Source organism: Streptomyces sp. NBC_00028, assembly GCF_045041065.1.
In the GTDB taxonomy this organism is placed as follows: domain Bacteria; phylum Actinomycetota; class Actinomycetes; order Streptomycetales; family Streptomycetaceae; genus Streptomyces.
This window is the reverse complement of record NZ_CP108294.1, coordinates 223,716-236,133: the sequence shown is the minus strand read 5'-3', so window position 1 is coordinate 236,133 and position 12,418 is coordinate 223,716. Positions and strand designations below refer to the sequence as shown.

Genomic DNA, 12,418 nt, shown 5'->3' with positions numbered 1-12,418 from the left:
GGGGAACGTAGGTTGTTGTGCTGCTGTGTCGTGCGGGGCTCAGCCGACGGCACGCAGAGCCCGGGGGGTTCGGCGTGCGGCGGCGAGCACCTCGAAGACCGCGGTGGCCACCAGGACGGAGCCGCCGACATCGGCCAGCTGCTCCGGTGACACGAAGGGGAAGGCGGTCATGAACAGGCCCGCCGAGACGATCACCGCGTTCAGGACGTCGTCGTAGACGAAGACGTGGCTCACCGAGGGCGAGGTCACGGAGATCGCCATGGTCAGTCCCCGCAGCAGCCAGGCGCAGCCGGTCCACAGGGCGAGCAGGAACACGGTGTCGGCGCGGCCGGCGAACAGGACCGCGCCCAACGGCAGTGCGGCGAAGCCGCCGCCGGCCAGCAGCCACCGGACGGCCGCCGAGGCCGTGGACCGGCGCACGGCCAGCAGTTGAAGCACCCCCTGGACCGCGATGTGCACCCCGAACAGCGTCCCGGCCTCGGCCGGGGTGGATACGGGTACGACGATCAGCAGGGTGCCCGCCGCCGCCGAGACCAGCGAACCCGCCAGCATCGTCGCCCGGGTGAGCGCACCACCCGGGCGGGCAGCCCCTCGGGACGGTGCGGAGTGCGGCGCGGGCCGGCGCATCCGGTCGCCCACCTCAACGCGAGGTGTTTCCAGGTGAACCATGTCCGCTCCCCGTTTCTGGCCGCAGGTGTTCGGTGTACCTGCGGTGCGTTTCTCGTCCTGCCGGTGAAAACCTTGTCTTCTGTGGGGGATCAAGAGGGTGTCCAGCGGTAGCGCCAAGTCTCGGAGGGGTCGGCATCCCGGTCTGTCGTGCGCTCCCTCGCCCTTGCTCGGGGTTCCCCCAAGCCCTTGTAGGGCCCACCCCACCTTCGGGCGGACTCCGACCGTTTGACCTGCGACGGCGTACGGCCGCCCGAACAGGTCGCGACCGCCGGATTCGGCCCGACCCACGCCCAGACCTCGGGTTTTCCCTACAACGACCGTCAGGTGGGCCCGCTGTGGGCGCTCCGGAGTCCTTGACAGCCACCGGGCGCGGACAGGACACATGCTGGCCGCGGGCCACACACCCATGTGTGCCTGGCCGTGGACACAGCAGGTGTGAGTGCGCGGGAGGCACGGCACACGGAACAGGGGAGGCTGCCTTGCTGAAGGCGACGACGACCGACATCCCTCACCAGCTCCTGAGGCGGGTGCTGCGTCTCGTCCACCGTCACGAGGGCGGGGTGCTGTGGATCGAGGGTCCCGCAGACGCCGGCAAGTCCCACCTGCTGGCCTTCGTCGCCGAGCAGGCAGCCCAGGCCGGGGCGACGGTGCTGGCCCGAAGCGGCGGCACCGAAGGCGGGCTCGCCGCCGACGACCTGCGGGAACTCGCCGAACAGGGCCCCGTCCTCGTCGTCCACGACGACGTGCATCATTGCGACCACCAGACACTGCTCACCCTGCGCACGCTCACCGCACGCCTGACCGGGCTCCCCCTGCTGTGGGTGCTCGCCGCACGCTCTCACCTCGACCGGCCGACGGTCACGGCCCTGCGCCGCGACCTGCCGGCCGAGCGGACAGACGGCTTCGAACTCACCGCCCTCGAACCGGATGCCGTACGGCGGCTCGTGACGGACCTCATGGGTGCGCGGGCCGCGGACGCCGACCCGTATCTGCCGCTGCTCGGCGGGCTGCCGGGCGCGATCCGGCACGCGTGCGCGCTGCTCACCTCGTCACGCGGGAGCCAGGAGGTGACTTCGGCCGTTATCACCCGCCGCCTCGACCAGTTGACCCCGCCGGCTCGAGAACTGGTGCTGACCGCCTCCGTGTTGGGCGACCGCCTCGGTATGCGGCAACTGTGCCGGATGCTGGAGCGCCGGGAACCGGCTCTGCTGAGCCCGCTGCGCGAGGTGCTCGCGGCGGGGCTGATGCACGCCGAACAGGAACACCTCACCTTCGTGCATCCGTCGGTGCGTGCGGCCGTCGCCGCCACACTGCCCCCGCCGGTACAGCTGTCCCTGCGGCGACGTTCGGTCGACCTGCGGCTCGCGGACGGCACGCCCGCGACGGCGCTCGCGGCCGAGATGGGCGCGCTGGCGCACCCCGGCGACGAGCGAGCGATCCGCGTGCTGGAGACCGCCGCCCGTGAGGCCGCGCCGCTCGCGCCGGCGGCGGCCGCCGCGTATGTGCGCCGTGCGATGGAGCTGGCCCCGCCCGCCACCCCCCGGCGGTCGAGGCTGGCTGCGCGGCTGGTCCCGCTGCTGTGGGAGACCGGCGCGTCCGGCGAAGCCCGCGCCCTGGCCCTCGAGGTGCTCCGGACGCCTCCCGACGCGGTCACCCACGCGCACGTATGCCTTGAACTGGCCCGGATGGGCGGCCCGTTCCCGGTGCCCCAGGCCGACGCTCAGCTGCGGCGCGCCCTGCGCCACCCCGATGTCCCGCTGCCGGTGAAGGACCAACTGCGCTCGACGACCCTGCTGCACCGTCTGCTGGCGGGTGAGGCCGAGGAGGCGGGCGGGGCCCTGCCCGGGGCGCTGGCCCACGCCCGTGGCACCCACCCGCTCAACGACCTGACACAGCGCACGCTCCGCTCGATCAGCGCCTGCCACCGGCAGCGCTGGAGCGACGCTCTCCGGCACAGCGAGCCGGTACCGGCACAGGCCGCCGAACTGGACACGGCATACGGGCCCATGCTGCCCGAAGTCGTCCTGTCGATGGTCTGGAGAGCCGAACTGCTGGGCCTGGCCGGCGACGTCCGAGGTGCCGAGGATCTGGTCGAGGGGGGTCTGGCAGAGGCGGAGCAGCGGGGCCGGCGGACGTATGCGGCGCTGTGGCGCACCTCGCGGGCCCGACTGCTGCTGAGCGGCGGTCAACTGCGGGAGGCGGTGCGGGAACTCGCGGCGGCGCAGGAAGCGACCGCCCATCTGGACGCGACAGCGAAGCGGACCCCGCCCGCCGCACAGGACGCGATCGCAAAGCGGGACCCGACCGCCGCACAGGACGCGATCGCAAAGCGGGACCTGACCGTCGCACAAGACCTGGCCACCGAGGAAACCCCGATCGCAAGGCAGGACCTGGCCACGGCGGGCACCCCCGACGCCGCTTACGAGGCCGCTGTGCTGTGTGCGCGGGCCAGGGCCGCCTTCCACCTCGGCGACGACCGCGAGATGGAGGTGTGCGCGGCACACGCGGAGGTCTGTCTCGCGAGCGGCGACCAGCAAGCACGCCGAGCCGGCGCATGGGTGTCGGTCCTGACCGCCTTGTACCGGGACGAGCCCGTGACGGGTGAGCGCCTCAAGGGTGCCGCCTCCCACCTGCGCCGCGGTCTCCTGCATGTGACCTGCGTCGATGCGGGGGACGTCGTCCTGCTGGTGGCCGCGGCGCTGGCCGCCGGGCAGCGTGAAGTGGCTGCGGCGGCGGTGGAGTTCGCCGCCGAGCGGGCCCGGCTCAACCCCGGCCTGCCCTTGTTCTCCGCCGCCGCCACGCACGGACGGGGCCTGTACGTGGGAGACGCGGAGCTGCTCATGGCGGCGGCCCAGGGCCACGGGGAGGTCCGCCCGCTGTTGCGGGCCCGTGCCCTGGAGGACGCCGGTGCAGGTGCGGCAGCGTCCGACGCCCGGCCCCGCCTTGAGGAGGCGCTCAGCGGCTATGTCGCCTGCGGGGCCGAACACGACGCACAGCGCGTGCGGGCCAGACTGCGCGCACTCGGCGTCCGGCCCCTCCCCGCAGCCTCCGCCGCCGTGCCCGGCGTGGAATGGCGCGGACTGACCCGGTCGGAGCTCGGCGTGGTGCAGCTGATCGCCGAGGGCGCCACCAACCGTGAGGCGGCGGAACGGCTGTTCGTCTCCCCGCACACCGTCAACACCCATCTTCGGCACGCCTTCGAGAAACTGGGCGTCCGCTCCCGGGTCCAACTGGCCCGGCTGTACGCACGGGAGGTCGACTCGGCCGGCGCTTGTGTCCGACCTCCGTCGGAGCCCGCTTCGAGGAGCGTCACCCTGGGTGTTCCCCTGATGCGCGGTTCGTCCCTGAAGGCTCACACCTCCTCCGAGGTGTGACACCTCAGCCGGTCAGCCGCCCTGTTCCTGGGCGGCTTGAGCACACACACCCCAGGTTAGGATCTCGCCATGAGCCAACCACTGCGGGCGGTGCTCGGAGAAGACCAGCCGTTCATGCGCGAAGGCATCGCGGCCATCCTGCGCAGGGCCGGAATCGACGTCGTCGAGGCCGTCGACAACGCGGTGGATCTCGTCCGGGCCGCCGAGGAACACCACCCCGACGTGGTGATCACCGACATCAGGATGCCTCCCGGTCTGGAGGCGGACGGTCTGCGGGCCGCGCAGAAGATCCGCGCCACCCGGCCGGAGACGGCCGTCATCGTGCTCTCCCAGTTCCTGGAGGCTTCCTACGCGCTCGACCTGGTCGGGGACGACCCGAGCGGCGTCGGCTATCTCCTCAAGGAGAAGGTGGCCAGTCCGCAGATCCTCATCGACGCCGTCGAGCGGGTCCTGGCCCGCGACTCGGCCCTGGACCCCGATGTGATCGCGGCACTGCTGGGACGCAAGCGCCCGGAGGACCCGCTGGCAGCACTGACGCCGAAGGAGCGGGAGGTCCTGGCGCTCATGGCGGAGGGTCACTCCAACACGGGGATCTCCGAGCAGCTCTTCGTGAGTGTCGCCGCGGTGGAACGCCATGTCACCGGCATCTTCCTGAAGCTGGGCCTGAACCAGTCGGCCACTGGCCAGCACCGGCGGGTGCTGGCGGTTCTGCGCTACCTCGGCCAGTAAAGCGCGGGGCCGGTGCTCCGGCGTCAGGGTGCGGTGGGTGTGAACAGGCCGCGAAGGTCGGCGTCGAAGAGTCTGTCCTTGGCGACGAAGGACTCGATGCCCGCGCGCTGGAGTTCCTCGGGTGACCAGAACGACTGGTCGGTGGAGGTCAGCACGATCCGCGGCCGGTCGCTCTGCGGTGTCTCCTGTGCCAGCCGGCGTGCCACGGTCAGTCCGTCGGTGTCGGGCAGGTGCAGATCGAGCAGCAGTCCGTCGGGGCGGTGCGTCCGCACCGCGGCCAGCGCCGAGGCGCCGTCCTGGGACTCCGCCACGACATGCAGGCCACGTGCCGTCAGCAGCGTCGTGGCGATGCGGCGGAACCCAGGGTCGTCGTCGACGACGACGATGTTGATGGACATGCCTTCAGCATGCCGAACCCCCTCACCACCGGACCATAGGGGGAGCCCTACGCTTTGTGTATCGCTCATGCAAAGAGAACCCCTCGGCGACCCCCCGGCGGACCCCTCACCGTCCGTCCCCGTTCCCGCTGGTCCGATTCCCGCTGGTCCGATTCCCGCCGGTCCCACCGGCGAGGGCGTGATCTGGATGCCCTTTAGACTGCAGTGATTGCATGACCGCACGGAGCCAGTGCAGCGCAGCCGGGTCGGCGGATGTCACCGGGCCTCCAGACGTCAGCCGTTGGAGGCCGCTCGATGAATGACCCGGACTCGACCGTCTGCCCGGCCTCCACACGGCTGGTCGGACGGGACAAGGACCTCGCCTTCATCCACTCCTTCTTCGGCAACTCCGAGGTTCATGGCGCCGCTCTGCTGCTGTCGGGCGAGGCCGGGGTGGGCAAGACCGCCGTGCTCGACGCGGTGGCGACCGGCGCCACGCACAACGGCATCCGGGTGCTGCGCGCGGCCGGTGTGCAGTTCGAGGCGGACATCAGCTACGCCGGGCTCAACCAGCTTCTCGTGCCGCTCTTCGACGACTTCGACGTCCTGGACCCGGTCCACCGCGACGCCCTGCGGGTCGCCGTCGGCATCGGCAGCGGTCCGGCGCCGGACCGGCTGCTGACCTCCACGGCGGTCCTGCTGCTGCTCCGGCTGACGGCGGCCCGTACACCGCTGCTGCTCGTCGTCGACGACCTGCCGTGGCTGGACCGGGCGACCAACGCCGTGCTCGGTTTCGTGGCCCGGCGGCTGGTCGGCAGCACGATCGGCTTTCTCGCCGCCTCCCGTGAGGGCTCCGAGAGCTTCTTCGAGGCCAGCGGTCTGACCGAGCACCGCCTTGAGCCGTTGGACGACGCTTCGTCGACCGAGCTGCTCGCCCTCGCACACCCCGACGTCTCCCCCGCCGTACGACGCCGTATCGCGGCCGAGGCGCGGGGCAACCCGCTCGCGCTGGTGGAGTTGCCAGTGGCGTTGTCGGCGGAGCAGCGGGCGACGCTGGCGATGGTGCCGGCCGTACTGCCGTTGAGTGAGCGGTTGCAGGCGCTGTTCGCGTCGCGGGTGGCGGAGCTGCCGGCGCGCAGCCGTGAGCTGCTGCTGCTCGCGGCCCTCGACGGGACGGGGGATCTCGCGTCCGTCGAGGCGGCGGCGTCCGGGCGGGCCGATGTCGACGACCTCGTTCCCGCCGAGCAGGCCCGGCTGGTGACGGTCTCCGCGGGCAACCGACGGCTGTCGTTCCGGCATCCGCTGATCGGTTCCGCGGTGGTGGAGCTGGCGACCGGGACTGAGCGCAGGCAAGCCCATCGGGCGCTCGCGGACGTCCTCGGCGGCCAGTTGGAGCGGCGTGCCTGGCATCTGGGCGAGGCGGCGACGGGTCCGGACGAGACGGTCGCGGCCCTGCTGGAGGAGGCCGCGCGCGGCCGGTTGCGCCGCGGGGACGCGCTGGGCGCGGTGGCGGCGCTGACGCGGTCCGCGGGTCTCAGTCCGGCGGCGTCGGACGAGAGTCGGCGACTGGCGGTGGCGGCCTATGTGGGCGTGGACTCCGGAGGTGAACTGGAGGACGCCACCCGGCTGCTCGCCGAGTCCCGGCTCGTTCATCCGGTCGGCCATCAGTCGCTGCACGCGGCGACGGCGTCGGCGTTCCTGCTGATCAACCGGGACGGCGACATCGACACCGCCTACCGGCTGCTGATCGGCGCGATCGAGTCATCGGAGCCCGAGCACCATTACGACGCCTCGGACGAGGGGCTCATCGAGGCGCTGCATCTGCTGATCCTGCTGTGCTGGTACGGCGGTGATCCGAAGCTGTGGGAGCCGATGCTGGCGTTCATGGAGCGGCTCACTCCCGAACCGCCCGAGCTGCTCTGGGTGATCACCCAGACCTTCGGCGACCCGGCCCGCACCGGTGCGGCGGCACTGCCCCGGCTGACGGAGCTGATCGCCACGGTCGGCGACGACCCGACACGGGTGATCCGGGTCGGCACCGCCTCGGTCTTCGCCGACCGGCTCGGGGACTTCCGGTGGGCCACGCACCGGTTGGTGGAGCAGGGCCGGGCCGGCACCGCGCCGGTGCGCCGGCACCTGGGTGCGCTGATGCATCTGGGCCTGGACTACTTCCATCTGGGCCGCTGGGACGACGCCGCGCAGTTGGCGGCCGAGGGGCTGACCCTGTGCGAGAACCACGACTACCGGTTCTTCGCCTGGTACTTCCAGTACATCCAGGCGGCGGTGGCGGCGGCGCAGGGGGACGCGGAGACCAGCGCCGCGCTGACCGAGGAGATCGTCCGGTGGGCGATGCCGCGCGGGACGTACGGCGCCCGGTTCTTCGCCTGTCACGCGCGGGCTCTGGCCGCGCTCGGCAGCGGCGACTTCGAGACCGCCTACCAGCACGCTTGCACGCTCAGCCCGCCCGGGACGGTGGCCCCGTACCTGCCGATCGCCCTGTGGGGCACGATGGACCTGGTCGAGGCGGCCATCCGTACCGGCCGGGAGCAGGAGGCCGCGGCGCACGCGGCGGCGATGCGCGCGTCGTCGATGGCCGCGCTGTCGCCGCGGCTGGAGATGCTGGTGCTGGCCTGCGAGGCACTGACCACACCCGGCCGGCCGGGCCTGGCCCTCTTCGAGCAGGCGTTGTCGCTGCCTGGTCCGGAGCGCTGGCCCTTCGACGTGGCGCGGGTGCGGCTCTTCTACGGCGAGCGGCTGCGGCGGCTGCGGGCCACGGCGGATTCCCGGGAGCAACTGGCCCAGGCGTTGGAGGCCTTCCAGCGGCTGGGGGCCAAGCCCTGGGTGACACGTACGGTGGCGGAGCTGCGGGCCAGCGGCCAGTCCACGCCCGCCGCGGCCCGGCCGGGACCGGTGGCGCTGACCGCGCAGGAGCTGCAGATCGCGACGCTCGCGGCGACCGGACTGACCAACAAGCAGATCGCCGAGCGGCTGTTCCTGTCTCATCGGACCATCGGTACGCACCTGTACCAAATCTATCCGAAGCTGGGTATCACCTCGCGGGCCGCGCTGCGGGACGCGCTGTCGCAGCTCGACCCGCACGACGGCGGCCAGTGACACGGCCTTCGCGGTTCCCCCGAGGCCGTTCGACGGTTCCCCAAGTCATTTGACCTATGTCGGGTCCGGGGCAGGCGATCAGAGTGGTGCGGGAGGGCGTCCTTCCGGTCCGCCCTCGACCGGTGGCCGTTCCTGGGGCCGCCCGCACCACGAAAGGGGAGCCGGATGCCCGGCGCGTCGGAGAGCCATCCGGACATCCACTGGCCCTCGGGCTTCTCCCCCGATCAGGCACACGGTTTCTGCCAGGCGCAGGCCGTCGTGCACGCCCCGCCCGCCAAGGCCTTCGCGCTGCTCAGTGACGTGGCGCGGTGGCCGGAGTGGGTGCCGGGCATCGCCGAGGTGCGGGCCGGGCCGCTCGCCAGGAGCTTCGAGGTGCGCTTCCATGAGCACCGGTTCGAGATCTTCGTGGGCGAGCATGTGCCGCCGCACCGGCTCGGCTGGTCGGGCATCGGCGCCGGGGTGCAGCTGTACCAGGCGTGGCTGCTCATCGCGGTCGAGGGTGGCACCCGGGTGGTGACGGAGAACGTGGTCCGCGGCCCCGGCGCCAAGTCGCTCCAGGTGGCCTCCCCGGTGTGGGTGCAGCGGTTGAACTCCCTTTGGCTCGCCCAGCTCAAGAGGCTCTCGGAGAGTGCCCCTCAGCCGACGTCGCCTCCGGCAGCGGAGGCGTGAAAGGGCCCCGTCGCTCCCACCGGTGCCCGCGGGGAAGGCCCGGGTGGGGCCCGTTCTTCTCCCGGACGAGGGTGCCCGCGATGAGGGTGGTCAGCATCTCCTGCAGGGTCGTGGTGAAGTCCATGCGCAGGGCGGCGAGCGAGGGGTCGGCCGCGTAGGCGGTGAGCATGGCGGCGGACGGCCGGGCGTGCGTCCATACCGCGCCGCTCACCATGAAGGCCTGGGCGCAGAACTGGTCGGCTTGGCCGCCCAGTTCGGGCAGGTGGGCGCGGGCGAGTACGGCCAGAGCGGCGACGTTGTCGAGGGCCGCTCGCTTGTAGCGGGCGGCCACGTCCGCGGAGACGTTGTGCTCCAGGACGCCCGCTTGGGCGCTGAGCAGGTCGCACAGAACCCGGTGCTGGGCGAGGGAGCGGGCCAGGACGGCGGCGAACTCCTGACCGCGCTGCATCGGCGGGGCGTCAGGGGTGACGGAGGCGTCGAGTTCGTCGGGCAGGGTGGCGGTCCACTGCCGCCAGTCACGGTCCAGCAGTTCCAGGAGCACGGCCTCGCGTGACTCGAAATAGCGCAGCACGTTGGACTTCGCCAGGCCCACGCGCCGGCTCAGTTCGTTGAGGCTGAGGGCGCCGACGGACATCTCGTCGAGCATCGCGGCCGCGGTGTCGAGGATCGCCCGGCGCCGGATCTCACGCTGTTCCTCGCTGCGCGCTCGCTGGAAGGTCGTCATGCCCCCCATTTTACAGACTGCCGGTCTTTTGACATCAGACCGCCGGTCTCTTAATCTCGAACACAAGAGACCGGCGGTCTTTTAAAGCGGATCGCCGGCCATGCCCACCTGTCTGTGAAAGAGGTCCCCGTCATGAGCGTCTCCCGCATCGCCCTGGTCACCGGAGCCACCCAAGGCATCGGCAAGGAGACCAGCCTGCTTCTGGCCCGCACGGGCCACGCCGTCGTCGTCTCCGGCCGCCGCAAGGATGCGGGCGACGCCGTCGTCCGCGAGATCCGGGACAACGGCGGGGAAGCCGTCTTCGTCCCGGTCGACGTCGACTCCGAAGAGTCCGTCGCCGCCCTGGTCGCGGCCACCGTCGAGCGCTACGGGCGGCTCGACGTCGCGGTCAACAACGCCGGTATCTCCCTCGACGCCGGCCGCATGGCCGACGAGCCCACCAGCCGCTTCCAGCAGATGCTCACCACGAACGTGCTCGGCGTCTTCTGGAGCATGAAGTACCAGATCCAGCAGATGCTGGCCCAGGACACCCCCGGCGGCTCCATCGTCAACCTGGCCTCGATCGCCGGCCTCGGCGGCATCCGATACTCGGCCAACTACTCCGCCACCAAGCACGCCGTGGTCGGCCTGACCAAGTCCGCCGCGCTGGAGTACGCCACCGACGGCATACGTATCAACGCGGTCGCCCCCGCCGCGATCAAGACCGACATCCTCAACGCCGCCATCGAGGCCGGCACCTGGAGCGAGGCCGATATCGCCGCTCTCCAGCCGGTCGGCCGGATGGGCCGCCCCACCGAGGTCGCCGAAGCCATCACCTGGCTCTCCTCACCGGCCGCGTCCTTCGTCACCGGAACCGTCCTCAACGTCGACGGCGGCTACAAGGCCCAGTAAGGGATCCTGCGGCGAAGCAGCCCGAAAGCCGTCCTGCTGAGCGTCTGTGTCAGAACCTCCCACCTTGGAGGCGGAGGTTCTGACACAGGCGCTCAGCCTTGCCACTTCCGGCCGAAAACGCCGCCGGCCGGCACCCATGAGGGCGTCGGCCGGTCGAAGCGGGCGGGATGTGGTGGTCAGGCGGCAGGGACGGACTCCTCGACGACGGCGGCGGGAACCGGGGCGGCTTCGCCGGCCTTGCGGGACGGCTTGAGGAAGAGGGCGAGCAGGATGCCGACCGCGAGGGTGGGGGCGATCCAGAGGTAGCCGCCGGCGGTGGCGTGGGCGAAGGCGTCCAGGGCGGTGTCGCGCAGGGCTCCGGGCAGCTGCCCGATGGTGTCGGGGCGGGCGGCGTCGAAGCCGCCGGCGGTGGGCAGGGCGTGGGTGCGGTCGGCGAAGCCGGTGTTGAGGAGGGTGCCGAAGACGGCGACTCCGAAGGCCGCACCGATGGAGCGGGCGAAGGTGACCACGGCGCTCGCGGCGCCGAGATCGGCGGCGGGCACGCTGTTCTGGACGGTGGTCAGGACGACCATCGGGACCATGCCGATGCCGACGCCGGTGATCAGGAAGTAGACGCTCAGCACCAGGGTGTTGGTGGCGGCGCCGATGGTGCCGAGCAGGAGCAGTCCGGCGAGGTTGGCGGCCAGTCCGCCGAGCAGGATCCTGCGCAGCAGCTCGACGTGTGCGGCCCAGCGTCCGGCCAGGGACTGGCTGATGACCAGTCCAGCGACCAGCGGCAGCATGTAGACGCCGGACAGGGTGGCGGAGACGCCGTGGACGATCTGCAGGTAGGTCGGCAGGTAGACCAGTACGGCGAACATGGCGGCGTTGGCGAAGAAGCCGATCAGTGAGGAGAACACCACGGTCCGGGAGCCGAGCATGGCCGGCGGCAGGACGGGGGCGGCGGCACGGCGCTCGACGGGGACCAGGAGCGCGGCCAGCGCGACGGTGGCGACGATCAGGCCGACGATGGCCGGCGAGCCCCAGCCCCAGCGCTCACCGAACGAGGTGACCAGGACCAGACCGGTGGCGATGGCGGCCAGCAGGGTCGCGCCGAGGTAGTCGATGCGGGCCTTGCTGCCCCGGGTGGCGGCGGGCAGGGCGCGGGCGGCGATGGTCAGGGCGACGATGCCGACGGGCAGGTTGACCAGGAACGCCCACCGCCAGGAGAGCTGGTCGGTGAAGACACCGCCGAGCAGGGGGCCGACGATGCTGGCGACGCCGTAGACCGAGCCGAACATGCCCTGGTAGCGGCCGCGTTCGCTCGGGGCGACGATGTCGCCGACCAGGGCGAAGGTCAGCACGATCATGCCGCCGCCTCCGATGCCCTGGAGGACGCGGGCGCCGATCAGCTCGGGCAGGTTCTGGGCCAGGCCGCAGGCGACCGAGGCGATCAGGAAGATCGAGGTGGCGGTCAGATAGAGGGGCTTGCGGCCGAACATGTCGCCGAGCTTGCCCCACAGCGGGGTGACGGCGGTCGACGCGAGCAGGTATGCGGCGCTGACCCACGCGATGTCGTCGAACCCGTTGAGGTCCTGTGCGATCCGGGGCAGCGCGGTGGAGACGATCGTCTGGTCCAGGGAAGCGAGCAGCACGGCCAGGATCAGCGCGCTCATCGCGGCGGCGACCCCGCCGACCTTGGGTGATGAGGGCTCGGTTGCCTTCGACATGGAAGGTGACCTTTCTAGAAGTGGAACATAAGAATGACGAAACCTCTAAGATCTGTCACTTCAATGTAGCACTTAATGGCCAGGGTTCTACTCCCGAGGGGCGTTAGATGTCTCAGGCATCACATTCCGGCACTAGAATCGGGCCGGTGAGAGCCGACGCAG

The 12,418-nt window shown here is 71.4% G+C and carries 8 protein-coding genes and 1 pseudogene; 5 read left to right on the top strand and 4 right to left on the bottom strand.

The genetic code is table 11. The features are described 5' to 3' along the window. Nucleotides 1–39: 39 nt before the first annotated feature. On the bottom strand, nucleotides 40–669 hold the full coding sequence (locus OG885_RS45125) for a hypothetical protein (protein ID WP_331729267.1): 630 nt from the start codon (nucleotides 667–669) through the stop codon (nucleotides 40–42). 479 nt (nucleotides 670–1,148) lie between these two features. Here OG885_RS45125 and OG885_RS45120 point away from each other — a divergent pair, with 479 nt between their 5' ends. Both OG885_RS45120 and OG885_RS45115 read left to right on the top strand, forming a co-directional pair. Further along, entirely contained in the window at nucleotides 1,149–4,043 is a 2,895-nt protein-coding gene (locus OG885_RS45120; protein ID WP_331729264.1) for a LuxR C-terminal-related transcriptional regulator, read from the top strand. Nucleotides 4,044–4,112: 69 nt separating this feature from the next. Continuing rightward, complete coding sequence (locus tag OG885_RS45115) at nucleotides 4,113–4,772, top strand: response regulator transcription factor (RefSeq protein ID WP_331729261.1); 660 nt, start codon at nucleotides 4,113–4,115, stop codon at nucleotides 4,770–4,772. A 23-nt stretch (nucleotides 4,773–4,795) separates the two neighbouring features. Here OG885_RS45115 and OG885_RS45110 read toward each other — a convergent pair whose 3' ends face one another. Then, nucleotides 4,796–5,170, bottom strand: coding sequence for a response regulator (locus tag OG885_RS45110; protein WP_331729258.1), 375 nt, complete (start codon nucleotides 5,168–5,170; stop codon nucleotides 4,796–4,798). A 294-nt stretch (nucleotides 5,171–5,464) separates the two neighbouring features. Between OG885_RS45110 and OG885_RS45105 the strand changes: the two genes are divergently transcribed. Together OG885_RS45105 and OG885_RS45100 are read left to right on the top strand one after the other, a co-directional pair. Further along, nucleotides 5,465–8,263: an AAA family ATPase gene (locus tag OG885_RS45105; RefSeq protein ID WP_331729255.1), complete on the top strand. Its 2,799-nt coding sequence runs from the start codon at nucleotides 5,465–5,467 to the stop codon at nucleotides 8,261–8,263. 165 nt (nucleotides 8,264–8,428) lie between these two features. After that, nucleotides 8,429–8,932 carry an SRPBCC family protein gene (locus tag OG885_RS45100; protein ID WP_331729253.1) on the top strand — a complete coding sequence of 168 codons (504 nt, stop codon included), beginning with the start codon at nucleotides 8,429–8,431 and terminating at the stop codon, nucleotides 8,930–8,932. Nucleotides 8,933–8,993: 61 nt separating this feature from the next. Here OG885_RS45100 and OG885_RS45095 read toward each other — a convergent pair. Next, a pseudogene (locus OG885_RS45095) lies at nucleotides 8,994–9,656 on the bottom strand (TetR/AcrR family transcriptional regulator); the annotation flags it as partial. A gap of 132 nt (nucleotides 9,657–9,788) precedes the next feature. Here OG885_RS45095 and OG885_RS45090 point away from each other — a divergent pair. Continuing rightward, nucleotides 9,789–10,547, top strand: a complete 759-nt coding sequence (locus OG885_RS45090; RefSeq protein WP_331729250.1) for a glucose 1-dehydrogenase — start codon at nucleotides 9,789–9,791, stop codon at nucleotides 10,545–10,547. 176 nt (nucleotides 10,548–10,723) lie between these two features. Here OG885_RS45090 and OG885_RS45085 read toward each other — a convergent pair whose 3' ends face one another. Then, nucleotides 10,724–12,256, bottom strand: coding sequence for an MDR family MFS transporter (locus OG885_RS45085; protein ID WP_331729246.1), 1,533 nt, complete (start codon nucleotides 12,254–12,256; stop codon nucleotides 10,724–10,726). Nucleotides 12,257–12,418: the final 162 nt, after the last annotated feature.

Coding starts and splice junctions, on each gene's coding strand:
- OG885_RS45125 (WP_331729267.1), bottom strand. CDS start 669: ATGGTTCACCTGGAAACACCTCGCGTTGAGGTGGGCGACCGGATGCGC.
- OG885_RS45115 (WP_331729261.1), top strand. CDS start 4,113: ATGAGCCAACCACTGCGGGCGGTGCTCGGAGAAGACCAGCCGTTCATG.
- OG885_RS45110 (WP_331729258.1), bottom strand. CDS start 5,170: ATGTCCATCAACATCGTCGTCGTCGACGACGACCCTGGGTTCCGCCGC.
- OG885_RS45105 (WP_331729255.1), top strand. CDS start 5,465: ATGAATGACCCGGACTCGACCGTCTGCCCGGCCTCCACACGGCTGGTC.
- OG885_RS45100 (WP_331729253.1), top strand. CDS start 8,429: ATGCCCGGCGCGTCGGAGAGCCATCCGGACATCCACTGGCCCTCGGGC.
- OG885_RS45090 (WP_331729250.1), top strand. CDS start 9,789: ATGAGCGTCTCCCGCATCGCCCTGGTCACCGGAGCCACCCAAGGCATC.
- OG885_RS45085 (WP_331729246.1), bottom strand. CDS start 12,256: ATGTCGAAGGCAACCGAGCCCTCATCACCCAAGGTCGGCGGGGTCGCC.